Origin of the sequence: Spiribacter onubensis (assembly GCF_040838425.1) — a bacterium.
Lineage (GTDB): Bacteria > Pseudomonadota > Gammaproteobacteria > Nitrococcales > Nitrococcaceae > Spiribacter > Spiribacter onubensis.
Map to the genome: position 1 here is coordinate 304,379 of NZ_JBAKFI010000002.1, position 25,796 is coordinate 330,174.

Below are 25,796 nucleotides of genomic sequence, written 5' to 3' on the forward strand. Positions count from 1 at the left end.
CTCAGCGCTGCCGGACACGCAGCAATACCTCGCTGATCATCGTGGCCGCTGCAGCCATATCCACCGCATCCATATCCGTTTCCTGCGCATTTTCCGGCGGACTGAACGCCAGGCGTTTCTCCGGCCGATTAGTGGTTTGCCAGCGCAGAGCGGTGGAGGATTGCCGCCGGGGATAAAACGCGGCCGTGGGCACGTCCAGGGCGCCCGCGATATGCAGCGGCCCGGTGGAACCACTGATGAACATATCGGCCAATGCAAGGACATGCGCGAATGCCATCAGGCCCTCACAAGACGCATGAACCGCCGCTGGATGGGCGCTAATTGCCTGGGCCACCCGTTCGGCCTGGGCTTTCTCGCCCGGACCGGCGGTTACCAAAACAAAAACGTCATCAGCACATGTCAGCCGATTCGCGAGTTCGGCATATCGGGCCGTCGACAGGTTATTGGCGGAACCACCACTACCGGGATGGAGGACCACCAGGCGGGCATCCGACGGGATTCGATAACGCCACCTCAGCGCCTGCTCCGCCTGATCTCGTTCGCCCCTGCTGAGTCGCAGGTAAGGGCCTTGGATGACTTCCGGGCAATCGATCCCATGATCCGCAAGGAACCGGTACACAAGATCGGTGTTATATACATGCTCCGGCTGCTCGGAACGGGAACGTCGTTGCACAAGCCGATGATTGAATAGCACTTGGGCCAACTTGGTCGCAGGCGCCAGCCGGTAAGGCACCGCGCCTAACAACAGCGAACCAGCCACCCGGGCGGTGCTGAACAGGGCAATAGCCGCGTCGTAACGGTTTTGCCTTATCTCGCGGCCAAGCCCCATCAGTGCCTGTCCCTGATCAATGATCACGCCATCCGAGTACGGACACGCGGAGCCGATCTCCGCGACCGGGGCACTGACGAGTAGATCAATGCGCGCATCCGGCAACGCCTTGCGCAGCGTTGCCAGTGCAGGCCAAGTCAACATGAAGTCCCCCAGCTTGTCGCTGCGGGCAACCAGTATCCTCGCGGGAGTCTTCAAGCCCCCTCCCTGGCGTGGCTTGACGACAACCTGGCACTGAGGCCCATCAGGATGGCCAGCAGAAAGGCGTAGACCATCACGCCGCTATTGTGATTGAAACTCACCTGACTTATCCCGAAAGCCATATAACTCAGAGGCAGTATCACCCCGGCCACCGCAATCCCAAGGCGCATGGACGATCCCGCCCGAAACTGGCCTGCAAACCAGACGAGCGGCAGGATATAGAGCGCATAGAGAATCAGCCCGCCGATAATGCCCTTCTTAGCGAGCACGTTGAGCAGATCATTATGGGCATGCGTGTAGCCGGCCGCCCGCTGACTGATAACGCCTGCCTCGCCGAGCCGGCCCAGATGCTGGATATATCCGGTCTCTCCCCAACCCAGCATCGGCTTTTCCCGAAACAGCTGCCATGCCCCTCGCCACATCTCGAATCTTTTCGATACCGACCCTTCAACAACGTCGCCCTCGCTGTATTGCTGCCAATCGGTCAGCGCCTGTCCAACGCGAACGCTGACACCACTCTGCGGCAAAAGATAAACGGCGCTCGTGAGCACAATAAAAGCGGCAATCACGCCGGCGAGTGTCCGCTTCCTGACGCCGGCCCTGTTCATGGCCAGGAAAAATACTGGAATACTGACCGCTAGCGCGATCCACGCGCCACGGGTGCCGGACAGAAAGGAGGCGATCACACCCAGCGCGGCAGCGGTGGCAAGGAGGCTGATCCAGCCGGCCTTGAAACGCACCTGGGCTTGGGCCCAGAAAAGACCGGCAGCGCAAAGCAGGCCGAACAGCATACTCAAATTGCCGAATTGCACCATCTGCGTCGTCCCGGTAGCCCGGTCCATGGCAAGGACAATCTTCTGCCATATCGCCAACCCCCCGGCTGCAGATGCGCCCGCGGCGACACCCGACCAGAACCACGCCTGAGGCACACGCATGCGCGCCAGTGCGACGAGGCAAATCGCGGCGAAAACAAACCGACTGGGTCGGTCGAATTCCCTCAGACCTTCACCACGCAGGGCGGCGTCTGCCATCCAGAACAACGCGTAGACAAACATGGCCACAACGACCAGGCGAGCCAGAATCGGCAACCGGATGGTGGGCTTGGGGAGAACAAAAAGTCCAACGATACCGACTAGCAGCAGGCATACCGCACCGATGGAGTAGCCGCTGGGAAGCGCGAGACTGAGGGCCCCGGTCAGGAATATTGATACGCCAGCAAGGCGGCTGACCGCTGGAGCCAGGACCCATGGCGCTTGCATCGGGCTCATGCTTTTAACTCGAAAGCCACTCCATGTAATCCCTGACTCCCGCTCGGACATCCCGAAACTCACCCGGATATCCGGCATCCCGCAACCGAGAGACATCCGCCTCGGTAAAGCTCTGATAACGGTCGCGCAGCTGATCCGGGAAAGGAATGTACTCAACCTCTCCCCGACCAAAGTACTCGATCACACCATGAGCGATGTGGTTGAAGGGTTCGGCTCGCCCCGTGCCGCAATTGAACACGCCACTCACCCCCGGATTCTCCAGTAACCAGCGCTTTACCGCGACCGTATCTTCCACGTAGACGAAGTCGCGCCGCTGTTCGCCATCGTCGTAGCCGTCACAGCCCTCGAAAAGCCGTACTTTGCCGTCGGCGTGCAACTGCTGGTAGTGATGATAGGCAACACTCGCCATACCGCCCTTGTGCTGCTCGCGCGGGCCATAGACGTTGAAATAGCGCAATCCGGCCACCTGACTTCCGGCCCTCGGCAACCTCGCTTCGACATACTGGTCGAAAAGCGCCTTGGAATAACCGTAGACGTTTAACGGACGCTCCTCGCCAATCCGCTCCCGGAAATCGTGACCGGCGCCATAAACCGCCGCCGATGAGGCGTAGATGAACGGAATGCGATAAGCCAGGCAGATATTCAGCGCCTGCTTCGAGTACTCGAAGTTGTTCTCCATCATGTAGCGGCCATCCCACTCGGTGGTATCCGAACAGGCACCCAGATGAAAAACCGCGTCAACGGCCTCGTCCCCGTTCTCCACCAACCAGTCGAGAAACTGATTCTGATCCAGGTAGTCGGCGACACCGGCATCGCGGATGTTGAGAAACTTTGTGCCATCGGTCAGATCGTCGACCACGAGCACATCGTCGCGACCCTCCGCATTGAGCCCATGGACAAGATTGCTACCGATGAAACCCGCACCGCCAGTTACAACAATCACGATTCACCTTCCTTCAACTCATACGGATTCGCGGAGCCCTCCGGACGCCTTGAGAAACGCCGGTAAGTCCACTGATACTGCTCCGGGCGGTCACGGACAACCCGCTCGATCTCGCGATTGAGTGCGGTCGCGGCCGTCTCCGGGTCTGCATCTCCGACCGGTTCCGTCACCCGTCGCCAGTGCAGTCGATACCCAGCGCCAAGCGCCAGCCGTTCCGCCCAACCGATGACCACAGGCGCATCGGTGCGTGCCGCCAGTTTGCCGAACAGCGTCATGGTTTTCGCGCGGCGGCCAAAGAATGGAACGAACACACCCTCACCCGGCGGGGACTGATCCGGCAGCACACCCACGGCTTCGCCAGCCTTCAGCGCCTTGAACAGGGCCCGGATTCCAGAGGGGCGTGCGGGCCAGAATACGGCCCCACTCCGCGACCGGCCACGATTGAGCAGCACCTCCAGATCGGCCCAGCGCGGCGGGCGATAGAGCGCGTGGAGCCTGACGCGCTGCGCAAGCCACATCTGCAGCAACTCCCAGGCACCGTGATGCGGCGCGATGACCAGCAGACCCCGCCCCTCGGAGAGCGCCTCATCCACTGCATCTGCACCCTCTACGGACCGAACAAGCCCCAGCACGCGTGGCATCGGCCATTTCCAGAGCGCAGCCAACTCGAACAGGCCCTTGGCATTCTCACGCAACGCCGCACGCGCCAGCCTCTCGCGTTCCTCCGATGACCAGTCGGGGAAGCAGAGCTCAGCGTTGACCCGGGCGACATGCCACTCCTCCCGGTGCAACCGCTCGCTCAACCAGGCGACGGCTCGACCCAGGCGATGCAATGCCGGCAGGGAGAGATGGGAGAACAATCCGAGAAGGCAGTCGATGGCCCTGCCACGACCACGCAGCGGCTGTTCCATATCCGCGTCAGCCGCTGCCGGGGAGGCGGGAGACGGCGGTTTCACTCCCGGCGGTGATGCTCGGCCAGCGCCGGATCGTCCGGATCGAAGTCACGGATGAAGTACTCGGCACCGCAATAGGGACATTTTCCCTCGCCGGTCTTGTGAACCGGAATATAGACCTTGGGATGGCTGTTCCAGAGGTACATACCCGGCATGGGACAGGAGAGCGGGAGGTCATCGACGGTGACCTCGTAGCGGTTCTCGCTATTCGGCTTGATCAGATCGGGGCGATCGTGAGTTTGCGGATCAGGCACGGCAGTCTCCTCGAATCAATCTCCGGCCGCGTCAGGCGACGGGCGTCAGCCATTCATGATGGGCATCGGCACGCCCTTCCACCAGGGCGAAGAAGCGACTCTGGATATCCGTCGTGATCGGGCCACGTCGGCCCTCCCCGATAACCCGGCCATCAAGCTCGCGGATGGGCGTCACTTCGGCGGCCGTTCCCGTGAAAAACGCCTCATCGCAGACATAGACCTCGTCACGGGTGATGCGTCGTTCGCGAACTTCGTAACCCGCCTCACGGGCCAGGGTCATGATGGCATCCCGCGTCACGCCGGCGAGCGCCGAGTGCAGCTCGGGCGTATGGATGACACCGTCGCGGATCAGGAAGAAATTCTCTCCGGAACCCTCGGCGACGAAACCTTCCGGATCCAGGAGCAGGGCCTCGTCATAGCCACAGGCAACCGCTTCCTGGAGCGCCATCATGGAGTTGATGTACTGACCATTGGCCTTGGCCCGGCACATCGCGATATTGACGTGATGGCGGGTGAACGAGGAGGTGCGAACGCGGATGCCCCGCTCCATGTTCTCCTCGCCCATATAGGAGCCCCAGCTCCAGGCCGCCACGATCAGGTGGGTCTGCAGATTATCGGCCCGCAGGCCCATGCTCTCGGCGCCGTAGAAGGCCATCGGCCGGATGTAGCCGCTCTCGAGTCCGTTCTCCCGTACCGCGGCCCGGCAGGCCTCGACGACTTCGGCCTGGCTCCAGGGTAGAGACATACCCAGGATCTTCGCCGAATCGAACAGCCGGCGGATATGCTCCGGAAGCCGAAAAATCGCCGCGCCACGGTCTGTATTGTAGGCACGGATACCCTCAAACACCCCCATTCCGTAATGCAGGGTATGTGTGAGCACATGCACCTGGGCATCGCGCCAGGGCACCAGCTCACCATCCATCCAGATCCAACCGTCCTGATCCGCCATGCTCATGCGCGGCTCTCCTAAGCGTTCTCGTCTGCCCCCGGTTCCATGACCGCGCTCCAGACTGCGGCAACCGCCGCCTGCGACTCGTCTACGGAATCGGCCGAGACGCGGGCCGGCAGCTCCTGCAGGGTCAGCCGGTGGACCATGCCCCGATAGTGTCGATAGGCATCCGCCAGCACCCGCGCCTGTTCGGTGGTGAACTCGCCCGCCCGTTCAAGCTCGTCAAGCAGGCGGATGTTGTCCGTGTAGCGCAGCAGGCCGGCATACCCATAGGCTCCGGCCAACACGCCGTATTGAACCATGAATTCGATATCCGCGATACCGCCACGGTCCTGCTTGAGATCGAACTCATCCAGCGCCGTCGAGCCCAGTTCGCGCCGCATGCGCTCACGCATGTGGCGTACCTCCTCCCGCAACTCGTCCCGGCCGCGGGGGCGGGTCAGGATCTCCCGGCGCAACGCCGCGAAACGCTCGCGCAGGCCGTCACCACCGACCACCATCCGGGCACGGACCAGCGCCTGATGCTCCCAGGTCCAGGCCCTTTCGCGCTGGTACTCCGCAAAGGCATTGATACTGGTGGTGAGCAGGCCGGACTGCCCGCTGGGGCGCAGCCTCGTATCGACTTCGTAGAGGATTCCGCCCGGAGTCAGTGTGTTGAGTATGTGGATCACGCGCTGGGCAAGCCTTGCGAAGAAAACCGCCGGCTCCACCGGCTTTTCACCGGTCGTGGCCGTGCCCGCAGGCACCGGATCGTGCAGGAAGACGACATCGAGATCGGAGCCGTAACCGAGTTCCAGCGAGCCGAGCTTGCCGTAGGCGATGATGCCGAAATCCGCGACCTCACCATCGGCGCGCAGCGGTTCGCCATAGCGGGTGCTCACTTGTCGCCATCCCAGCGACAGAACCCGCTGGAGCACCACCTCGGCGATATCCGTGAGATAGTCGCTGACCAGCATCACCGGAATGGCGCCGGCAAGATCGGCCGCCGCGACCCGCAGCACCTGGGTCTGCTTGAACTGACGGAGGATCTCCATCTGCTGTTCCAGGTCGTCGGGATCGGCACTGGCCATCCGAGCGTCGACCTCGAGACCCAGGGCCTCCCGACTCAGCGGCGCGTAGAGCGTGCGCGGATCCAGCAGCTCGTCGAGCAGCATCGGGTGCAACGACAGGTAGCGGGCGATCCATGGGCTGCCTCCCACAAGGCGCACGAGCTGGGAGATCGCCATGGGATGCTCGTTGAGCAGTGCCAGGTAGGCTGTACGGCGAACGATGCCGTCGAGCAGGGTCAGCAGACGCTCCAGGGCCGCATCCGGCGCATCACCGCCTACCACGGCGGCCAGCAGCATGGGCATCAGCCGGTCCAGCCGTGTCCGACCCTGTTCCGAGAGTGCCCGAACCCGGCTGCCGTCGCGGAATCGCTGGATCATGAGTTGGGCGGAATGCGGATCGGCAAAGCCGGCATCCGCAAGGATCTGGCGGGCCATCTCCTCGTCCACGGTGTCATACCAGACATCGGAGAAATCCGGCTCATCGGTGGTTTCCGCCTCATCCTCCTGCTGGGGAGCGACAAACACCTGATCAAAATGCCCCTGCACCCGACGCCGCCAGCCATCCAGTGCCTCGCGCAGGCCATCCCAGTCCTCGGCACCCATCGCCAGAACCAGGCGCGCCTGATCAAGCGCGTCGGTGGGCAGATCGTGAGCCTGCCGATCGTGCATCGCCTGAATGCGATTTTCGATGCGCCGCAGGTAGCGATAGGCCTCGGTAAGATCGCGCTGGGCATGCGCCGGAATCAGCGCCTGCTCGGCGAGATAGGCGAGCACCGGCTGAAGACTGCGCTCACGCAGCGCCGGCTCCTGGCCGCCGCGGATGAGCTGGAATGCCTGGGCAATGAATTCCACCTCGCGGATCCCGCCCCGGCCCAGCTTGACGTTATCCGCAAGCCGGCGCCGACGCACCTCCCGGGCGATCATCGCCTTCATGGAACGCAATGACTCGAGCGCACCGTAGTCGAGATACCGCCGATAGACGAACGGCGAGAGCGTTTCCAGGAGTGCCTGTCCCTGAACCTGATCGCCGGCGACGACGCGGGCCTTGATCAGCGCATAACGCTCCCACTCCCGTCCCTGTTCGAGGAAGTACAGCTCCATCGCCGGCATGCTCATGGCCAGCGGCCCGCTATCGCCGTAGGGCCGAAGACGCATGTCCACCCGAAAGCACTGGCCATCGGGTGTCTGCTGGTCGAGGGCGGCGATGAGCGAGCGCCCCAGCTGCAGAAAGAACCGCTCATTGGCCCTCGGCTTGTCGGAATCCGTGAAACCGGGCTCGGGAAAGGCGAAGATGAGATCGATGTCGGACGAGAAATTGAGCTCGCGTCCGCCCAGCTTGCCCATGCCCAGCACGATCATCCGCTCGGCATTGCCAGCGCTGTCACGGGGCGTGCCCATCTGCCGACACAACCGCTGGTAGAGCCACTCCAGCGCCTCGTCGATCAGCACATCGGCCAGCTCGGAGAGATCCTCGAGCACCTCGTCGAGCCCGGCTCGCCCGCTCAGATCCCGCCAGGCGATGCGCAGCATCTCGCGCGAGCGGAAGCGGCGCAGGACGCGGTGCAGATCAGTCTCGGCCTCGACTTCCGCCAGCTCGGCACGCAGCCTCCGGCGATATTCGCCGGATTCATAGGGCCGCGTGAGGTCCCCACTGTCGGCCAGCGAAGGCAACGCGGCAACATCGCGCAGGCAGATACGCGAGGCAAACTCGCTCATGGCCCAGACGCGGGGCAACTCCGCCAGCAGCGCCACATCGGCCGGCAGCTCTGCACCATCGGGCCAACGCTCAAGGGCCACCTCAACCGGCGTCTGCAGCACCTCGGGCAACTCGGCAAGCGCCGTGCTAAGCGGCGCGGGGGCGTTCTCAATCTCCATGACCGCAGCTTAGCGACGGCGCTCGATAGCCACAATCACTACCGAGTGCATGCCGGCAATAGCGCGGTTGGACATTCGCAGGATCAGCGGGACATACTACCTTGCATACGCATCTCCTTACTTTACGAGGTCCTTATGCTGGCCAAGCGGACAAGGAAAAATCAGATCACGCTGCCCAAAGCGATCGTCCAATCCACCGGTGCAAGCGAGTATTACGATGTCAGCGTCGAAGGGGGACGAATCATTCTCACCCCGGCCCGGGTCCAGCAGGCAGATGCCGTGCGCGCCAAACTTCGGGAGCTGGGTATCGAGGAGAGTGACGTGGGCGACGCAATACGGTGGGCCAGGCAGCGCGATTGACCATGCCGCGCGTTGTCCTTGACACCAACTGCCTGGTGTCTGCCCTGCTTTTCTCGGCGGGGCAGTGCACCTGGTTGCGAACCGCCTGGCAGAACGGGCGCTTTATCCCGGTGGCCGATCACCGCTGTGCCAGCGAACTGATTCGGGTACTCAACTACCCCAAGTTCAAGCTCTCCGCTGACGAGCAGGAGAGTCTGCTCGCCGACTACCTCCCCTATGTCGAGAGCGTTGACATGGCGACACGACCGGCAGAATTGCCCGAGGCACGTGATGCTGACGATGTCATCTTTCTCGCCCTCGCTGCGGCAGCCGGTGCAGATGTGCTGGTCAGCGGAGACCGCGACCTGCTCACGCTCAACGAGGTGTTCTCCGTCCCGATCCTCTCGGTGGCCGAGTTCCGCGCCTGGCTGGACGACCGGTAGGCACCCCGCCCGCCGGTAATCTGCGCACAAAAAAGCCCCGCCGAAGCGGGGCTTTGCTGGCAGACCGGCTCGCAACGCGAGCCGGCGGGCTGCCGACGGCGTGATTACATCATGCCGCCCATGCCACCCATGCCGTCCATGCCGCCCATGCCGGCGCCGGCGTCATCCTTCTCCTCCGGATGCTCGGCCACCATGCACTCGGTCGTGATCATCAGACCCGAGACCGAAGCGGCGTTCTGCAGGGCCGTCCGGGTGACCTTGGTCGGGTCGAGGATGCCCATCTCGACCATGTCACCGTATTCCTCGGACTGGGCGTTATAGCCGAAGTTGCCCTCACCGTCCTCAACCTTGTTGACGACAACCGAGGCATCCTCACCGCAGTTGTAGACGATCTGGCGCAGCGGCTCCTCAAGGGCACGACGGACGATGTTCACACCCACATCCTGATCGTGATTGTCGCCGGTGACGCCCTCAAGCCCCTTGAGGGTGCGCAGCAGGGCGACACCACCGCCGGGGACAATGCCTTCCTCGACCGCGGCACGCGTGGCATGCAGGGCGTCCTCGACGCGCGCCTTCTTCTCCTTCATCTCGATCTCGGAGCCGGCACCGACCTTGATCACCGCAACACCGCCGGCGAGCTTGGCCACCCGCTCCTGGAGCTTCTCGCGGTCGTAGTCGCTGGTGGACTCCTCGATCTGGGTGCGGATCTGGTCGACACGCGCCTTGATCTCATCGGCACGACCACCACCGTTCACCACGGTGGTCTCCTCCTTGGAGACGTTCACCTTCTTCGCGGTGCCCAGGTCGTCCAGGGTGGCCTTCTCCAGGGTCAGTCCAACCTCCTCGGAGATGACGGTACCGCCGGTCAGCACGGCGATATCCTGCAGCATCGCCTTGCGACGGTCACCGAAACCCGGCGCCTTGACGGCGGCAACCTTCACGATGCCGCGCATGCTGTTGACCACCAGGGTGGCCAGCGCCTCGCCTTCGATGTCCTCGGCCACGATCAGCAGCGGACGGCTCGACTTGGCGACGTTCTCCAGCAGGGGCAGCAGATCGCGAATGTTCGAAATCTTCTTGTCACAGAGCAGGATGTAGGGATCCTCGAGCTCGGCGGCCATGCTCTGCTGGTTGTTGATGAAGTAAGGGCTCAGATAGCCGCGGTCGAACTGCATGCCCTCGACCACGTCGAGCTCGTTCTCCAGACCACTGCCTTCCTCGACCGTGATCACGCCTTCCTTGCCGACCTTCTTCATAGCGTCGGCGATGATCTCGCCGATGGCCTTGTCAGAGTTGGCTGAGATGGAGCCGACCTGGGCGATGGCGGTGTCGGTCTCGCAGGGCTTGGAGAGCTTGTGCAGCTCCTCGACGGCTGCCGTTACGGCTTTGTCGATGCCACGCTTGAGGTCCATCGGGTTCATGCCCGCGGCGACGGCCTTCATGCCCTCACGCAGGATGCCCTGGGCCAGCACGGTAGCAGTGGTGGTGCCGTCACCGGCCGCGTCGGAAGTCTGCGAAGCGACTTCCTTGACCATCTGTGCACCCATGTTCTCGAGCTTGTCCTTGAGCTCGATCTCCTTGGCGACCGACACACCGTCCTTGGTGACGGTGGGCGCGCCGAAGGACTTCTCGAGAACCACGTTGCGGCCACGCGGGCCCAGGGTGACCTTGACCGCGTTGGCCAGAGTGTTCACGCCCGCGGCCATGCGATGCCGGGCTTCATCACCGAAGCGTACGTCTTTGGCTGCCATTGTTGCTTTTCCTCTCGGTTCCGTTTCCTGTGGGAATTCTCTGCAGTGCGCGGGCGCTTCAGCCCTCGATCACCGCCATGATGTCGTCTTCACGCATGACAAGGACCTCGTCCTCACCGACCTTGACCTCGGTTCCGGAGAACTTGCCGAAAAGGACTTTGTCTCCGACGTTGACGTCGAGGGCGCGGACCTCGCCATTGTCCAGGCGCTTGCCGTTGCCGACGGCAACCACTTCGCCGCGGATCGGCTTTTCCGTGGCGGTGTCGGGAATGACAATGCCACCGGGCGTGGTGCGCTCTTCTTCCATGCGCTTGACGACGACTCGATCGTGTAGCGGGCGAAGATTCATCTTCTGATCTCCCTCAATTGGTTGATGTTGGACCCAGCGTGCGTTGTTAGCACTCGCTTCAGGTGAGTGCTAATGATAGTGACGAAACCTTCGGCGTCAATACCTTGTCTCTGGCATGGGGACGATGGTGCTACGATTCAAGGTTTATCCGACCTGTACCCGAGGAGGCCTGGGTGTCCGAAAGGCTGGTTGCGCTGATTACCGCGCCGGAAAGAGCGGTTGCCGATGCCATCGCGGATGCGCTGGTGGAAAGGCGACATGCCGCCTGCGTCAACATCATCCCGGGCGTTACTTCGGTCTACCGCTGGGCAGGGCAGATCGAGCGTGACGAGGAATGGCTTCTCGTCGCCAAGACCAGCGAATCGGCCTACAAGGGCCTGGAGGCCTGCGTGCTCGACCTCCACCCGGATGAGCTGCCGGAGATCGTCGCCGTGTCTGTGACCACGGGCCTCGCCGGCTATCTGGCGTGGGTCGGAACGGAGACGGAAGCCCAGGGATGACGAAAAAGGCAATCGGCCGGCTCGCCACACTGCTCGGCCTGTGGTTGATGTTCATGGCCGGCTCCGTGGTGGCCCAATCCGGTCTGGGTGGATTATTCGGTAACGACAGCCCGGATCAGGACGTGCTGCCGGTCGAGGAGGCTTTCGAGCTCGACATCCGTCTGGACGGCGACGGTCAGGCCACGATCCATATCGACATACAGGATGGCTACTACCTCTACCGTGACAGCCTGGGCGTCGAGGTTGAGGGTGCCAACGCCGGTCGGTACGACCTCGGGCTGGAATATCCCCAGGGCGTCATCAAGGAAGATGCCTTTTTCGGGCGGCAGATGGTCTACAACCGGCCGGTCAGCCTGGCCGTCACGGGTCGGACCGATTTCACCGGCGAAAACGCTCTCACGGTCGCATTCCAGGGCTGTTCCGAATCCGGTGTCTGCTACCCGCCTTACCGCGCCACCGGGACTCCCAGCGACCAGCGCCTCGCCTATGCCATCAACCCCACCGCACCGACGCTGACCGCCGAATCCTCGACGGTCGGCGGACAAACAGCCGGGTCCGCCGCCACGGCCGCACCAGGCGGGGCATCGGCGGACACGGCACAGGGCGCCGGCGGGGGTGAGGCCGGGCGCCTGGAGCGGCTGCTGAACGACGCAAGCCTGCCGACGATCCTGGCGGGATTCTTCGCTGCCGGCCTGCTGCTCGCCTTCACAGCCTGTCTCTACCCGATGATTCCCATCCTGTCGGGGTTGATCGCCGGCGATCCGCACCGCAGCGGCAGCCTGCGCGCGCTCGGGCTGTCACTGATCTACGTGGAGTCCACGGCGATCACCTATGCGCTTGCCGGCGTAGCGGCGGGACTCACCGGGGCGGCCGTACAGGCCGACCTGCAGTCGCCCTGGGTGCTCGGTAGCTTTGCCACGGTATTCGTCATCCTCGCGCTGGGCATGTTCGGCGTCTTCGAGGTTCGTCTACCCAGCGGGCTGCAGACCCGACTGACGACCCTGTCCAACCGGCAGCGCGGGGGCACCGCCATCGGTGTCGCCATCATGGGTGTGCTCTCGACGCTGATCGTCGGCGCCTGCTCCGGGCCTGCGCTGATCGCCGCCCTGGTCTTCATCGGCAGCACCGGCGATGCCTGGCTCGGGGGCCTCGCCCTTTTCACGCTGGCCAACGGCATGGGGCTGCCTCTGATGCTGATTGGCACGGCGGCCGGACGCTGGCTGCCCCGCAGCGGCCCCTGGATGAACACGGTCCGGGCCATCTTCGGCGTCGGCTTCCTGGCCGTTGCGCTATGGACACTGGAACGCTTCCTGCCGGGGCCAGTCACACTCGCGCTCTGGGGCGTGCTGCTCATCGGCTGCGGCGTATGGCTCGGTGTTTTCGAGCGGGTCGAGCCGCCGGTCAGCAATATCCGCCGGTTGGGACGGACAATCGGCGTGGCGGCGATGCTCTGGGGCGCGGCGAGCCTGCTGGGTGCGGCAGCCGGCGGCGGCGATGTCCTGCGACCCCTGACAGGCCTGTCCCTGTCCGCCGACAATGGAGGTGACCAGCGGGAGATGGCCTTCCGGGACATCAACAGCCCCGATCAGCTGGAGACTGCGCTAATGGACGCTCGGGCGGCGGGCCGCCCGGTGATGGTGGATATATATGCCGACTGGTGCGTCTACTGCGTCCAGCTTGAGCAGCGGACCTTCACCAATCCCGCGGTTCAGGATGCGGTCGCCGAGGCCATGCTCCTGCGCGCCGACGTGACGGACATGAACGCCGAGCACCGGGCATTGATGTCACGGCTCGACGTCTATCTGCCACCGGCCATCATCTTCTATGGCCCCGAGGGTCGCGAGAATCGCGAAGCCCGCGTCGTCGGCTTCCTCGGGCCGGAGGCCTTCATTGACCGTGCCCGGCAGGGGCTCTCGGGACCGACCCGATGAGCGGCGGCCTGCGAACCGCCCTGACCGTCCTCTTTGCCGCCGTCATTGGCGCCGGCGGCGGTATCCTCGCCGTGAGCTGGCTGCAGGGCGACCCGGAGCCCACCATGAAGCGACCGGACTTCACACTCCCGGCGCTCGATGGCACGCGCCGAAGCATCAACGAGTGGGACGGCGACGTTGTGGTGCTGAACTTCTGGGCCACCTGGTGCACCCCCTGTCGCGAAGAGATCCCCCTCTTCTCGACACTGCAGGAGGAGTTCGGAGATGACGGCATCCAGTTCCTCGGCGTGGCGATTGACGACCCCGAGCCGGTGCGTGGCTTCATCGCCGAGGTCCCCATGAGCTACCCCACGCTCTACGGCATGGAATCGGCACTGGATGTGGCCGCCGCCTATGGCAATGACCGCGGGACCTTGCCCTATACGGTCATCATCGGTCGCAACGGCGATATCCTGGAACGCTACAGCGGGCAGCTTCACGAACCGGACCTGCGGCCGCTACTTGAGGATCTGTCCGGCGGATAGCCGCGATCTGCGCCGAACCCGTCGCGAACTCCGGCGACCATGGACAAAAACCCTCCCAATGGGCGAAAATCAGGGTTTCGACTGAAGGGGGAGCGCGACGTCATGAGCCGGTTACTGGTCCTCCATGGCCCGAATCTCAACCTGCTGGGCACGCGCGAACCGGGTATTTACGGTGACACCGACCTGAATCAGATCAACCAGCGCCTGACGCTGCAGGCGGAATCGGCTGGCGTCGACATCGAGTGCCTTCAGAGCAATGCCGAGCATGTCCTGATCGAGCGCATCCAGCAGGCGCCCCATGACGGCATCGGCGGAATCATCATCAACCCCGCGGCATTCACTCATACCAGTGTCGCGATGCGTGACGCTCTGGCGGCGGTGGCGATTCCCTTCATCGAAGTGCACCTATCCAACATCCACGCTCGCGAGCCATTCCGGCAGCAATCCTATTTTTCGGATATTGCCCGCGGCGTCATCGCAGGCCTGGGGCCGCTGGGCTACGAGCTTGCCCTGAGCGCCCTGCTCGAAACCACCGAACGGAACTGACCCGCCATGGACATTCGAAAGATCAAACGCCTCATCGAGCTGCTCGACGAATCCGGTGTCAACGAAATCGAGATTCACGAAGGCGAGGAGAGCGTGCGCATCACTCGGGCCGCGGCCCAGCTTGCCGCCGCGCCGGCGCCGGTCGCTCCGGCACCGCCCGCCCCGGCGCCGGCAGCACCGTCGACCGCGGCCAGCGAATCGCCCGCATCCGCCGAGGTCGACACCGCGGAGGCCGGCGGGCATGCCGTGCGCTCACCGATGGTGGGCACCTTCTACCGCGCGCCGTCTCCGGATGCCTCACCCTTCGTGGAAGAGGGCCAGACCGTGAATGCCGGCGACACCCTGTGCATCATCGAGGCCATGAAAATGCTCAACCAGATCGAGGCAGATCGCAGCGGGGTGGTGAGAAACATCCTGCTTGAGAACGGACAGCCGGTGGAGTTCGATCAGCCGCTGTTCGTCATCGAATAGGGCCGTTGCGATGATCGACAAGGTTCTCATTGCCAACCGCGGGGAAATCGCTCTACGCATCCTGCGCGCCTGCCGGACGCTTGGCATCGGTACCGTTGCCGTGCACTCCACCGCCGACCGGGACCTCAAGCATGTCCGCCTGGCGGACGAGTCCGTGTGCATAGGCGGGGCCAGCTCGGCTGAAAGTTACCTCAACATCCCGGCCATCATCAGCGCTGCGGAGCTCACCGATTCAGTGGCGATCCATCCGGGTTATGGCTTTCTCTCGGAGAACGCGGACTTCGCTGAACGCGTGGAACAGTCCGGCTTCCGATTCATCGGCCCCCGCGCCGAGACCATCCGGCTGATGGGCGACAAGGTCTCCGCCATCGACGCCATGAAGGCCGCGGGCGTCCCCTGCGTGCCGGGCTCTGGCGGCCCGCTCACCGACGAAGACGCCGACAACCTGCGGCTGGCGCGGGAGATCGGCTACCCGGTGATCATCAAGGCCGCCGCCGGTGGCGGCGGTCGCGGCATGCGGGTCGTCCACGGCGAGGGCGCGCTCCTGCACGCGATATCGGTGACGCGCACGGAAGCCGCCAACGCCTTTGGCAGTGACGTGGTGTACATGGAGAAGTACCTGGACAACCCCCGTCACGTCGAGATCCAGGTCATGGCCGACGAACAGGGCAACGCGGTGCATCTCGGAGAGCGCGACTGCTCCATGCAGCGCCGCCATCAGAAAGTGATCGAGGAAAGCCCGGCGCCCGGCATTACCCCCGCAGAGCGTACCCGCATTGGCGAACGCTGCGCGCAGGCCTGCCGGCAGCTCGGCTACCGCGGCGCCGGCACCTTCGAATTCCTCTATCAGGACGGCGAGTTCTACTTCATCGAAATGAATACCCGCATCCAGGTGGAACACCCGGTAACGGAAATGGTCACCGGCCGCGATCTGGTCGCCGAGCAGATTCGGGTGGCGAGTGGCGAGGGGCTCTCGTTCACACAGGCCGACATCGAGTTTCGTGGGCATGCCATCGAGTGCCGTATCAACGCCGAGGACCCGGAGCGCTTCATGCCGTCACCGGGGCAGATCACCCTCTACCATCCACCGGGCGGCCCCGGCGTGCGGGTCGACTCACATGTCTACACCGGATACCACGTCCCGCCTCACTACGACTCCATGATCGGCAAGGTCATCACCTGGGGCGAGGATCGCGACAGCGCCATCGCGAGGATGCGCACCGCGCTGAGCGAGCTGGTCATTGAAGGCATCAATACCAACACGGCGTTGCACGAGGACCTACTGCTGGACCGCGGCTTCGAGGAAGGCGGAACCAACATCCATTACCTCGAGAAGAAGCTGGGGCTGAGCTGAAGCCTCGGCAGCCGCCCTTCAGCCAGACAGCAACAGACGCAGCCCGACGATCACGAGAAAGACCGCGAACGCGCGGCGCAGCCAGACCGCCGGCAGACGGGTTGCCACCCGCGCTCCGACGGGCGCCAGAAAGACGCTCGCCAGGGTAATGCCACCGACGGCCGGCCAATAGATATAGCCGGTACTCCAGGCAGGAAGCGCGTCCTCGCCCGTACCGGCGAGGATAAAGCCGATACTGCCGGCAACGGCGATGCTCACGCCGGCCGCGGACGAGGTCCCCACCGCCTGGCGCATGGTCACGCCCGCCCAGATCAGAAAGGGAACCACCAGCGTCCCCCCACCGATGCCGACGAGGCTCGAGACGGCACCGATCAACCCACCGGCGACGACTACGATGGCCCGCTGCGGCATGACACGGCCGGGCGGCGGCTGAAGCGCGAAAGCCATGCGCGCGGCAAGCACCAGCACGAAAACCGCAAAGATCACCCGTAACGCATCGCCAGGCAGCGCCGCCGCAAGGTGGGCGCCCAGCAGGGCGCCACTCATCAGGCCGGCAACCAGCCACGGCAGCGCCGAGAACATCACATTGCCCAGTCGCCAGTGTGCCCGGGCCGAGGAAAGCCCGGTCACCACGATCGTCGCCAGCGAGCTGCCCACCGCCATGTGCATGGCCACGTCCATGCTCAGCCCCTGAGCCTGGAAGATGGGAAGCAACACCGGCACGACAACCACGCCCCCGCCGATGCCAAACAGGCCGGAGGCGAACCCGACCACCGCGCCGGCGAGGACGTAGACCAGGAGATCGAGCACCCGCTGCTCCGTTGATGCAGATCGAAGCGTGCATTATGGCATTTGCTCTACAATGTCGGTATCGACAAGCGAATCAAGGGGAGCGCGGGCTCATGCGCATCCAGACTGTCTGCATCCTGGGCGGAACCGGCTTCATCGGCCGTCAGATCGCCAATCGTCTCGCCAACACGCCGGTGCACATCAAGGTGCTCACCCGGCGTCGGGAGCGCAACCGTCATCTGCTACCCATCCCCAACCTCGAGCTCATTGAAGCCAACGTCCATGACCGGGAAGACCTCTTTCACCATCTGGAAGGCGTCGACGCGGTCATCAATCTGGTCGCCATCCTCAACGAGGAGAACAAACCGGGGCGGCGCTTCGAGGATGTGCACGTGCACCTGGTGGAAAAGCTGCTGGGTGCCTGCCGTGACGCGGGTGTGAAGCGGCTGTTGCATATGAGCGCTCTGGGTGCCGATATCAACGGCCCCAGTCGCTATCAGCAGACCAAGGGCGAGGGTGAACGCCTGGCGCTTGCGGCCAATGGTGACGACCTGGCGGTGACGGTCTTCCAGCCCTCGGTGGTGTTCGGCCCGAGCGACAGCTTTCTCAACACCTTCGCCAGCATGCTCAGGCTGGCTCCAGTCATGCCGCTGCCTACCCCCAAGGCCCGCTTCCAGCCAGTCTATGTGGATGACGTCGCAGCGGCGTTCGAGAAGGCAATGGCCGACCGCAACACCTTTGGGCGAACCTACGAGCTGGGCGGGCCGGAAACCTACACCCTGGAGGAACTGGTGCGCTACGTCGCGGCATTGATGGGCGTGAAGCGGGCCGTCCTGGGCCTGTCCGACGGACTATCGCGACTGCAGGGGCGGATCATGCAGCGCATGCCCGGCAAGCCCTACACCTACGATAATTATCTCTCGAGCCAGGTGGACAACGTGTGCCACCACAACGGGCTGCCGGATCTGGGTATCCACCCGACGGCCCTGGAAGCCGTCGCGCCGGGCTATCTGGGTGGCAGACGCAGTCGAGACCGTTATGACGAATGGCGCCGCGAGGCCGGTCGCGACAACGGGTGAGTACCGCCGGCCTGGAGATTTACAAAGTCGGTGGCGCGGTCCGTGACCGGCTGCTCGGCCTGCCGGTGCACGAACGCGACTGGGTCGTGGTCGGCGCGACACCAGAGGCGATGACCGATCGCGGCTTCCGCCCCGTCGGTCGGGAATTTCCGGTATTCCTCCACCCCGAGACAGGCGAGGAGTACGCACTGGCCCGGACCGAGCGTAAAACCGGCCCCGGGTACCACGGCTTTACGTTTCATGCGAGCCCGTCCGTCAGCCTGACCGAGGACCTTGGGCGCCGGGATCTGACGGTCAATGCCATGGCGGAGGCCTCTGACGGGACAATCATCGACCCGTTCGGTGGCCGCAGCGATCTCGAGTGCCGGCGCCTGCGCCACGTCTCGGAGGCCTTCCGCGAAGATCCTGTACGCATTCTTCGGCTGGCGCGGTTCGCAGCACGGTTCGAACCACTCGGCTTTCAGGTGGCGGACGACACCATGGCGTTATGCCGCGAGATGGTGGACAGTGGTGAGGTCAACGCTCTGGTGCCCGAGCGGGTCTGGCAGGAGACGGCCAAGGCGCTTATGGCGCCAGCACCCGATGCGTTCATTCGCACGCTCAGGGAATGCGGCGCACTGGGCGTCCTGTTTCCGGAAATCGATCGCCTCTTCGGTATACCCCAGCCCGAGCAGCATCACCCGGAGGTGGACACCGGAGAGCACATTCTGCTGGTACTGCGCCAGGTGGCACGACTTGACGGTGATCTGGCCACCCGTTTCGCCGCACTCGTCCATGACCTGGGCAAAGGGCTGACGCCCGCCAACGAACTGCCACGGCATCACGGCCATGAGGCACGCGGCGTTCCTTTGGTCGATGCCATCTCCGAGCGGTTGCGGATCCCTTCGGAATGCCGCGATCTGGCCCGCGGCGTTGCCCGGTACCACCTGCACTGCCATCGCGTCCAGACGCTTCGACCCCAAACCCTGCTCGGCATGCTGGAAGGGCTGGACCTATTCCGGCGGCCGACCCGGCTGGAAGGCTTCCTGTTGGCCTGCGAGGCCGACTATCGCGGCCGCCTCGGGCTCGAGGATCGCCCCTATCCGCAGGCAGACCACCTGCGCAAGGCCCTGGATTGCTGCCAGGCGGTGGACGCCTCTCAGTTCGTGGCCCAGGGGCTGCAAGGCCCCGCCGTTGGCGAGGCCATTCGCGATGCCCGCCTTCAGGCGCTCGCAGCGCTGCGCGCCGGACCGCAATCCGCCCCTGATTGAAGCCGACGCTGAACGCCCCGTTACCGAACGGCGAACAGCCAGAAGAGAATCAGACCGAGACCGACTCGGTAGATGACAAACGGCGTCATCCCGACGCGTGCCACCAGCGCCAGGAATGCCCCGATACAGAGATAGGCCGACACACCGGCCACGCCGACACCGACGCCGAACATCCCCCAGTGGACGGGTACACTCGCACCGGCGAGCTGCAGGGCCTTCCAGGCGCCGGCGAGCGCAATGGCCGGGATCGAGAGCAGGAAGGAGAACCGGGCGGCCGCCGTCGCGTCCAGTCCGAGCCAGAGCGCGGCGGTCATGGTAATGCCAGAGCGCGAGGTGCCGGGAATGATCGCGAGCACTTGGGCGGCGCCGATAAAAAGTGCCGCCCCTGGTCCGATGTCACGCTCGTCACGCCCCCCCTGACGGCGGGCCGACACCCAGAGCAGAATGCCGAACCCGACGGTCGCCGCGGCGATGACCAGCGGCCGGCGCAGAATGGTCTCGGCGGCATCGGCCAGCACCAGCGCACCAAGCACCAGCGGGACTGTCCCCAGCACGATGGCCCAGCCGAGGCGGCTGTCTCCCACCCGCTCCCGGCGCCAGGCCGACTGGAGAGTATTGGCTGCCAGCGGCATCAGCTGGCGGCGGAAATACAACAGCACGGCCAGCAGCGTCCCGACATGAACGGCCACATCGAATGCGAGTCCCTGGTCTGGCCAGCCCAGCAGACGCGGCAGCAGAATCAGGTGCGCCGAGCTGGAGACGGGCAGGAACTCCGTCAGCCCCTGTATGAGCCCGAGCCACAGTGCCTGGGCCAGATCCATTCAACGCGGCTCTGCGCGATAGAGCGCCATCGCGGGATCCAGCCCGGCTGGCGCAGGCCCGGGGAGATGACGAAAGCGTCGCGCGGTCGCTCCGGGCAGGGCGGCGCGGACCGGTTCGCTGATGACGACATCACATCCGGCGGCCCGCCCGGACAGCCTGGCTGCGACGTTGACCGTCTCACCGACGGTTGTATACGTGAGACGGCTTTCGCAGCCAATACTGCCCATCACGACATCGCCACTGTGCAGGCCGGCACCGATTGGCACCGGGTCATCCGTGCGATCAACCCGCACGCCTTCCGGCCGCTCCACGATCTCCAATGCGCATCGACAGGCGCTTTCCTCAGCCGAGCACCCCTCGAAAACCGCCATCAGGCCATCACCGGTAAAGTTGTCCACATAGCCGCCATGGCACTCCACGACACGGGCCTGCCGACCAATGCAACGGTCCACGGTGCCGATCAGCACAACCGGATCCATGCTCCTGGACAACTCGGTAAACCCCCGAATGTCCGTGAACAGGATACAGACATTGGCATGGCGCGGTGAGCGCAGGGCCCGTTCGGCTAAGGGGCCGGCGTCCAGCAGCTCTCGTACGGGCGGGGACAGATAACGGGAAAACCAGGATTGTCGGTACGCATACAGTGGCGTTGCGGGCCGGTAACGGTAGTCGCCGAGGGATTCCATTCTCTTCTCCGGTTGGTCATTTCCGTGACTGACCCGAATTAGTACTAAATTAATCTTGTTTCACTGACAAGCGCGCCCGATGGTCGGTGAAGGCAAATCCGGGCAGCGTTGTGTCGAGGCCACGTCCGAGGCCAAGCACCTTGAAACGCTCGCCCATCTCGTCCGGGAAGAGCAGCGGTTTGGCCTGCTGTGCCAGCTCGGCCGCCTGGTTTGGATCGCTGGCAGCCCGTTCCTCGATAATCCCCGGCAGGCCGGCGCCGGCGAGGAAATTCCCCTGCGTTGCAAAGCCGAGCACTTCCAGCCCCGCCGCGGCCCCGGCGCGTGCTGCCGCGGTGAAGTCCACCGACGCGGTGATATCCTGCAACCCGGGCCAGAAGAACGGGTCATCGTGGGCTCGATGCCGGTAATGGCAGAGCAGCGTTCCGGTCGCACGCTGCGGATGGTAGAACTCCCCACGCGGATAGCCGTAATCGATCAGGAGGGCCGCACCGGCTTCGATGATGTCGCCGAGGGCGGCCACCCATGGCTGGAGCGACGGGCACCACTCGGAACAGTAGCCTGGCGGCAATCGCGCGCCGAGATCCGCCTCGATGTCGAGAACCGCTGAAGCGAGGGCGTCGTCGGCCGGCTGCGGATACCACCCCAACTCACCCTCGTCGTTGATTCCAACCGCCAGATTCCGGATGCCGTTCTCGGTTCGCTGGAATCGCCGGACCGGCAGGGCATCGAGCACTTCATTGGCCAGAATCGCGCCGCGGAAAGCGGCGGTCGGCAACCGATCGAGCCACTTCACGCGGTTGCGAACGGACGCCGGCAGCGTCTCCAGCGTACGCGCCTGCTCCGCCCGCAGATCGGCACTCACCTCGACAATCAGGTAGCGCGCAGGCAGGGCTCGCGTCCGGTGGAGTTCCAGCAGCAGGTCGGCTGCCATCTGCCCTGTTCCCGCGCCAAACTCGAGCACCGTGTCGCCATCCACCGCCTCCAGTATGCGCTGGACCTCGCATGCCATCGTCTGCGAGAAGAGCGCGCTCATCAGCGGCGCGGTCGTGAAGTCCCCGCTGGGCCCGAATCGAGCCTGACCGGCACTGTAGTAACCAAGCCCCGGGGCGTAGAGCGCCAGCGCCATGTAATCGGCGAAGTCCATGGCGCCGCCGGCCATCGCGATGGCTGCCTCAATCCGCTCGCGAAGGTCCCGGCTATGCGCCGCCGCGTCGGCATCCGGCTCCGGGGGTGGCGGAGGATCGCGCCGGGCCACGCTCAGCCACCGGTCTCGGAGGAGAAATCGAGGGCGACCGGCTGCAGGCCACTCTTTGCATCGAACTGTGCCCAGATATCGGCGTAGCGTCGGCCATCCACCGGATGTCGCTCCGCCGGGGCAATGTCCATCAACGGCTTGAGGACGAAAGCATATTTAAGGATTTCATCGCGAGGCAGGATCGGCACATCCTCGCGAATGGCATTGCCAAGCGTCAGCAAGTCGATATCCAGCGTCCGGGAACTGAAGCGCTGATCCGTGCGAAGCCGCCCCTGCGCGGTCTCGATCTCGCGACAGGCCGCAGCCAGCTGCTCAGCCGAGTCATCGGTGTCGAGCCCGACCACCAGGTTGTAGAAATCATCACCCTCGAACCCCACCGCAAGCGTCTGGTAAACCGGCGAGATGATGAGCCGACCGTATCGGCGATGGAGCGCTGCGACGCCGGCGCGCACATGGCGTTCGGGTTCAATATTGCTGCCGATGCTGAGATAGGCGCGATTCATGGGACCTCTGCTTGGCTTCGGACAAGTGTGACACCGACACTCCGGGCGGCGGGCAGGGCGCCCGGCTTGCGCAGCACCACCTCAACCTGCCGGATCGCGGGGTTGATGAGCACCGCGTCCGCCAGGCGCGCAGCGAGTGTCTCGATGAGCTGGCAGTCCGCCTCCGCCGCCAGCCGAACGAGCTGCTCGCTCAGAGCGGCATAGTCGACGGCGTCATCAAGCGCGTCACTGGCTGCCGCAGCGTGCGTATCCACACTCAGCGCCAGATCGAGCTCCAGGTGCTGGGCAAAGGCGCGTTCCCAGGCGTGAACGCCAATCACGGAGCGCAGCGAGAGCCGCTCAAGGAATAAGGTATCCATCGGCGACGGAGCATTTCACGTCACCGCAGGCAGCACAAGGTCTGCTTGACCGCACGCCGGCCGCGGGGTGGAATGCCGCCATGACGGGTGTTTTCATGATCTTCATCGGCTATCTGGCGGGCTCGCTGTCGACCGGCATCATCGTCGCGCGGCTGATGGGGCTGGGAGATCCGCGCGAGGACGGCAGCGGCAACCCCGGCGCCACCAACCTTCTTCGCCTCGGCGGGCGGAGCGCTGCTGCTGCCACATTGCTTGGAGATGGCCTGAAGGGTGTTCTGCCAGTGCTGGCGGGCCATGCCCTGGGGCTATCGGACGGCCTGCTGGCACTGGTCGGTCTGGCCGCCTTCCTCGGCCACCTCTATCCGGCCTTCTTCGGATTTAGGGGCGGCAAGGGCATTGCGACCGGGCTGGGCGTTTTCGTGGCCTGGTCCTGGCCCGTGGGACTTGGCGTCCTGCTCAGCTGGCTGGCCGTGGCGGTGCTGATGCGGATGTCATCGCTGGCGGCGCTGATCAGTTTTGCGCTCGCGCCGGTGTATCTGCTGCTGTTCACCGATGCCTGGCCTCTGGCGGCAGCAGCAGCCGGCATGGCGCTCCTCACTATCTGGCGGCACAAGGGCAATATCCAGCGGATTGCCCGCGGCGAAGAGCCGCGTATCGGCCGGCGTTAGTCAGCCGGCGCCGGCACCCGCAGTTCATCCATTGGCCAGCGCGGGCGAATATCCAGGGAACCGACATCACGCTGTCCGGCAACCAGCCGACAATATCCCGCGTAGGCGATCATGGCGCCGTTATCCGTGCAGAAAGCCAGCCGCGGACAGGCCATGACGGCGCCCTGCTCTTCAGCCACCTGGCGCAGACGATCACGCAGTGCCTGATTGGCCCCTACACCCCCCGCCACGACCAGATGCCGCACGCCGGTCTGTTCAAGCGCCCGCCGCACCTTGATAGCGAAGGTGTCCACCACGGCATCCTGGAACGCGCGGGCAATGGCGGCACGGGTCGCCGCATCCTCGTTCGCCTGGCGTACCGCATTGACCACGGCGGTCTTCAGGCCGCTGAAACTGAAATCCAGTCCGGGCCGGTCGGTCATGGGCCGCGGGAAGCGGAACGGTCCCGGACCACCGTCCCGGGCCAGCGCCTCCAGCTGCGGCCCACCCGGATAGGGCAGGCCGAGGAGCTTGGCCGTCTTGTCAAACGCCTCGCCAGCGGCATCGTCCAGCGACTCACCCAGCACCCGATAGCGGCCGATGTCGGCGACTTCCACCAGCAGCGTATGACCACCAGAAACCAGTAGCGCCAGAAACGGAAATGCCGGCGGGTCGGGTTCGAGCATCGGCGCCAGCAAATGCGCCTCCATGTGATGAACGCCGAGCACCGGGCAACCCAAGGCCCAGCCCAGGCCCTGCGCTACCGATCCTCCGACCAGCAGCGCACCGGCCAAACCCGGGCCCCGGGCATAGGCGATACCTCCGATATCGGCTGCCGCCAGGCGCGCTTCGGCCAGACAGTCCTGCACCAGAGGCAGGACGCGGCGCACATGATCACGGGAGGCCAGCTCGGGAACGACACCCCCATAGGTGGCATGCGTCGCCACCTGGCTGTGCAGACGGTGGGCAATCAGGCCGCGGTCACCCGAGTAGAGGGCAATCCCCGTTTCGTCGCAGGAGGTCTCGATGCCCAGAACGATCATGAAAACGCCACTAGCGGAAGCTTTTGCATTTAAGGGAGCGCCGGCTTAGACTACCGGGCTCGATTGGTTTATGCCGATTCTACGACGTTTACAGCAACACGGTAAGGTTTGAGCTCTATGCCGAGTGTCAAGGTTCGCGAGAACGAGCCCTTCGAAGTGGCCCTGCGCCGCTTCAAACGGTCCTGCGAGAAGGCCGGAGTACTTTCCGAGGTACGCCGCCGCGAGCATTATGAAAAGCCCACCCAGGAGCGCAAGCGCAAGCAGGCGGCGGCAGTCAAGCGCCACGCCAAGCGTCTTCAGCGGGAGAATCAGCGCACCCAGCGTCTCTATTGAACCGGACGCCCGCCGGTGAGTGACCTTAAAACGCAAGTTATCGACGCCGTCAAGGACGCCATGCGGGCCGGCGATAAGCCGGGTCTGGCCACGCTGAGGATGGTGAGCGCCGCCATCAAGCAGAAAGAGGTGGATGAGCGCCGGACGCTGACCGACAGCGACGTGCTCGCGATCCTCGACAAGATGGTCAAACAGCGCCGGGAGTCGGTGGAGCAGTACGAAGCCGCAGGCCGAGAGGAACTGGCCGCTGCTGAGCGCGCCGAGATCGATACGATTGGGGAATTCCTCCCCCGGGCACTCGATGAGTCGGAGATCAGCGCGATGATCGCGGCGGCCATCGAAGAGACCGGCGCCGAGTCCATCCGCGATATGGGCAAGGTAATGGCAAAACTCAAGCCCGAGGTTCAGGGCCGGGCCGACATGAGCACCGTCAGCGCCCGGGTCAAGCAGCACCTGGGCTGATCCTTCGCCTCCTCTGGCCCGCCGGTTTGCCGTAAAGTG

General features: G+C 64.4%; 29 protein-coding genes. 13 read left to right on the plus strand and 16 right to left on the minus strand.

All coding sequences use genetic code 11. From position 1 onward, the window contains the following. Nucleotide 1 precedes the first annotated feature (1 nt). From V6X63_RS04935 to glnE, 7 genes are read right to left on the minus strand one after another with little or no spacing between them, the layout of a single operon-like run. Nucleotides 2–1,027 (minus strand): glycosyltransferase family 9 protein, encoded by a 1,026-nt coding sequence (locus V6X63_RS04935; protein WP_367978297.1) that lies wholly within the window; start codon nt 1,025–1,027, stop codon nt 2–4. Continuing rightward, entirely contained in the window at nt 1,024–2,298 is a 1,275-nt protein-coding gene (locus V6X63_RS04940; protein WP_367978298.1) for an O-antigen ligase family protein, read from the minus strand. Before V6X63_RS04940 ends, V6X63_RS04935 begins: the two co-directional genes overlap by 4 nt. A 4-nt stretch (nt 2,299–2,302) precedes the next feature. After that, complete coding sequence (gene rfaD, locus V6X63_RS04945) at nt 2,303–3,241, minus strand: ADP-glyceromanno-heptose 6-epimerase (RefSeq protein ID WP_367978299.1); 939 nt, start codon at nt 3,239–3,241, stop codon at nt 2,303–2,305. Beyond that, nucleotides 3,238–4,152, minus strand: a complete 915-nt coding sequence (locus tag V6X63_RS04950) for a lysophospholipid acyltransferase family protein (protein ID WP_367978300.1) — start codon at nt 4,150–4,152, stop codon at nt 3,238–3,240. The genes rfaD and V6X63_RS04950 overlap by 4 nt, the downstream gene beginning before the upstream one ends. A gap of 41 nt (nt 4,153–4,193) precedes the next feature. After that, nucleotides 4,194–4,448 carry a zinc-finger domain-containing protein gene (locus V6X63_RS04955; RefSeq protein ID WP_367967526.1) on the minus strand — a complete coding sequence of 85 codons (255 nt, stop codon included), beginning with the start codon at nt 4,446–4,448 and terminating at the stop codon, nt 4,194–4,196. 31 nt (nt 4,449–4,479) lie between these two features. Beyond that, nucleotides 4,480–5,403, minus strand: a complete 924-nt coding sequence (locus tag V6X63_RS04960) for a branched-chain amino acid transaminase (RefSeq protein ID WP_367978301.1) — start codon at nt 5,401–5,403, stop codon at nt 4,480–4,482. 11 nt (nt 5,404–5,414) lie between these two features. Further along, complete coding sequence (glnE, locus tag V6X63_RS04965; RefSeq protein ID WP_367978302.1) at nt 5,415–8,321, minus strand: bifunctional [glutamate--ammonia ligase]-adenylyl-L-tyrosine phosphorylase/[glutamate--ammonia-ligase] adenylyltransferase; 2,907 nt, start codon at nt 8,319–8,321, stop codon at nt 5,415–5,417. Between the two features lie 135 nt (nt 8,322–8,456). Here glnE and V6X63_RS04970 point away from each other — a divergent pair, with 135 nt between their 5' ends. After that, the gene (locus V6X63_RS04970; RefSeq protein ID WP_367978303.1) at nt 8,457–8,681 is read left to right on the plus strand and encodes an AbrB/MazE/SpoVT family DNA-binding domain-containing protein; all 225 of its coding nucleotides are present in this window, start codon (nt 8,457–8,459) and stop codon (nt 8,679–8,681) included. A gap of 2 nt (nt 8,682–8,683) precedes the next feature. Then, the gene (locus V6X63_RS04975; protein ID WP_367978304.1) at nt 8,684–9,103 is read left to right on the plus strand and encodes a putative toxin-antitoxin system toxin component, PIN family; all 420 of its coding nucleotides are present in this window, start codon (nt 8,684–8,686) and stop codon (nt 9,101–9,103) included. A gap of 104 nt (nt 9,104–9,207) precedes the next feature. On the opposite strand, the gene groL is transcribed toward V6X63_RS04975, so the two are convergent. Further along, complete coding sequence (gene groL, locus V6X63_RS04980; protein WP_367978305.1) at nt 9,208–10,854, minus strand: chaperonin GroEL; 1,647 nt, start codon at nt 10,852–10,854, stop codon at nt 9,208–9,210. Between the two features lie 58 nt (nt 10,855–10,912). Further along, nucleotides 10,913–11,203: a co-chaperone GroES gene (gene groES / locus V6X63_RS04985; RefSeq protein WP_367967532.1), complete on the minus strand. Its 291-nt coding sequence runs from the start codon at nt 11,201–11,203 to the stop codon at nt 10,913–10,915. 173 nt (nt 11,204–11,376) lie between these two features. Between groES and cutA the strand changes: the two genes are divergently transcribed. The 6 genes from cutA to accC all read left to right on the plus strand — a co-directional run bounded on the left by cutA (nt 11,377) and on the right by accC (nt 16,529). After that, nucleotides 11,377–11,703, plus strand: a complete 327-nt coding sequence (gene cutA, locus V6X63_RS04990; RefSeq protein ID WP_367978306.1) for a divalent-cation tolerance protein CutA — start codon at nt 11,377–11,379, stop codon at nt 11,701–11,703. After that, complete coding sequence (dsbD, locus tag V6X63_RS04995) at nt 11,700–13,634, plus strand: protein-disulfide reductase DsbD (protein ID WP_367978307.1); 1,935 nt, start codon at nt 11,700–11,702, stop codon at nt 13,632–13,634. The genes cutA and dsbD overlap by 4 nt, the downstream gene beginning before the upstream one ends. After that, the gene (locus V6X63_RS05000; RefSeq protein WP_367978308.1) at nt 13,631–14,158 is read left to right on the plus strand and encodes a TlpA family protein disulfide reductase; all 528 of its coding nucleotides are present in this window, start codon (nt 13,631–13,633) and stop codon (nt 14,156–14,158) included. The genes dsbD and V6X63_RS05000 overlap by 4 nt, the downstream gene beginning before the upstream one ends. Before the next feature lie 102 nt (nt 14,159–14,260). Next, a complete protein-coding gene (aroQ, locus tag V6X63_RS05005) occupies nt 14,261–14,704 on the plus strand; it encodes a type II 3-dehydroquinate dehydratase (protein WP_367978309.1) in 444 nt (147 codons plus the stop codon). 6 nt (nt 14,705–14,710) lie between these two features. After that, nucleotides 14,711–15,175: an acetyl-CoA carboxylase biotin carboxyl carrier protein gene (gene accB, locus V6X63_RS05010; RefSeq protein ID WP_367978310.1), complete on the plus strand. Its 465-nt coding sequence runs from the start codon at nt 14,711–14,713 to the stop codon at nt 15,173–15,175. Nucleotides 15,176–15,185: 10 nt separating this feature from the next. Further along, the gene (accC, locus tag V6X63_RS05015; RefSeq protein ID WP_367978311.1) at nt 15,186–16,529 is read left to right on the plus strand and encodes an acetyl-CoA carboxylase biotin carboxylase subunit; all 1,344 of its coding nucleotides are present in this window, start codon (nt 15,186–15,188) and stop codon (nt 16,527–16,529) included. A gap of 18 nt (nt 16,530–16,547) precedes the next feature. On the opposite strand, the gene V6X63_RS05020 is transcribed toward accC, so the two are convergent. After that, entirely contained in the window at nt 16,548–17,339 is a 792-nt protein-coding gene (locus V6X63_RS05020; RefSeq protein WP_367978312.1) for a sulfite exporter TauE/SafE family protein, read from the minus strand. A gap of 92 nt (nt 17,340–17,431) precedes the next feature. Here V6X63_RS05020 and V6X63_RS05025 point away from each other — a divergent pair, with 92 nt between their 5' ends. Further along, nucleotides 17,432–18,397: a complex I NDUFA9 subunit family protein gene (locus V6X63_RS05025; RefSeq protein WP_367978313.1), complete on the plus strand. Its 966-nt coding sequence runs from the start codon at nt 17,432–17,434 to the stop codon at nt 18,395–18,397. Nucleotides 18,398–18,408: 11 nt separating this feature from the next. Further along, complete coding sequence (locus V6X63_RS05030; protein ID WP_367978413.1) at nt 18,409–19,647, plus strand: multifunctional CCA addition/repair protein; 1,239 nt, start codon at nt 18,409–18,411, stop codon at nt 19,645–19,647. Between the two features lie 20 nt (nt 19,648–19,667). Here V6X63_RS05030 and V6X63_RS05035 read toward each other — a convergent pair whose 3' ends face one another. Genes V6X63_RS05035 through folB form a run of 5 tightly spaced genes read right to left on the minus strand, consistent with a single transcriptional unit; the run spans nt 19,668 to nt 23,272 of the window. Beyond that, nucleotides 19,668–20,468 (minus strand): undecaprenyl-diphosphate phosphatase, encoded by an 801-nt coding sequence (locus V6X63_RS05035; protein ID WP_367978314.1) that lies wholly within the window; start codon nt 20,466–20,468, stop codon nt 19,668–19,670. Then, nucleotides 20,469–21,155, minus strand: coding sequence for an adenylate/guanylate cyclase domain-containing protein (locus V6X63_RS05040; RefSeq protein WP_367978315.1), 687 nt, complete (start codon nt 21,153–21,155; stop codon nt 20,469–20,471). Between the two features lie 49 nt (nt 21,156–21,204). Then, nucleotides 21,205–22,410 (minus strand): class I SAM-dependent methyltransferase, encoded by a 1,206-nt coding sequence (locus V6X63_RS05045; protein ID WP_367978316.1) that lies wholly within the window; start codon nt 22,408–22,410, stop codon nt 21,205–21,207. 2 nt (nt 22,411–22,412) lie between these two features. Beyond that, nucleotides 22,413–22,913 (minus strand): 2-amino-4-hydroxy-6-hydroxymethyldihydropteridine diphosphokinase, encoded by a 501-nt coding sequence (folK, locus tag V6X63_RS05050; protein ID WP_367978317.1) that lies wholly within the window; start codon nt 22,911–22,913, stop codon nt 22,413–22,415. Beyond that, a complete protein-coding gene (gene folB / locus V6X63_RS05055) occupies nt 22,910–23,272 on the minus strand; it encodes a dihydroneopterin aldolase (RefSeq protein WP_367978318.1) in 363 nt (120 codons plus the stop codon). The genes folK and folB overlap by 4 nt, the downstream gene beginning before the upstream one ends. An 80-nt stretch (nt 23,273–23,352) precedes the next feature. Here folB and plsY point away from each other — a divergent pair, with 80 nt between their 5' ends. Further along, nucleotides 23,353–23,940 carry a glycerol-3-phosphate 1-O-acyltransferase PlsY gene (gene plsY, locus V6X63_RS05060; RefSeq protein WP_367978319.1) on the plus strand — a complete coding sequence of 196 codons (588 nt, stop codon included), beginning with the start codon at nt 23,353–23,355 and terminating at the stop codon, nt 23,938–23,940. On the opposite strand, the gene tsaD is transcribed toward plsY, so the two are convergent. After that, a complete protein-coding gene (gene tsaD / locus V6X63_RS05065; protein ID WP_367978320.1) occupies nt 23,937–24,962 on the minus strand; it encodes a tRNA (adenosine(37)-N6)-threonylcarbamoyltransferase complex transferase subunit TsaD in 1,026 nt (341 codons plus the stop codon). The genes plsY and tsaD overlap by 4 nt on opposite strands. 117 nt (nt 24,963–25,079) lie before the next feature. Between tsaD and rpsU the strand changes: the two genes are divergently transcribed. Next, nucleotides 25,080–25,295, plus strand: a complete 216-nt coding sequence (rpsU, locus tag V6X63_RS05070) for a 30S ribosomal protein S21 (RefSeq protein ID WP_367959043.1) — start codon at nt 25,080–25,082, stop codon at nt 25,293–25,295. Nucleotides 25,296–25,310: 15 nt separating this feature from the next. Then, nucleotides 25,311–25,757, plus strand: coding sequence for a GatB/YqeY domain-containing protein (locus V6X63_RS05075; RefSeq protein WP_367978321.1), 447 nt, complete (start codon nt 25,311–25,313; stop codon nt 25,755–25,757). The last annotated feature ends 39 nt before the right edge of the window (nt 25,758–25,796 follow it).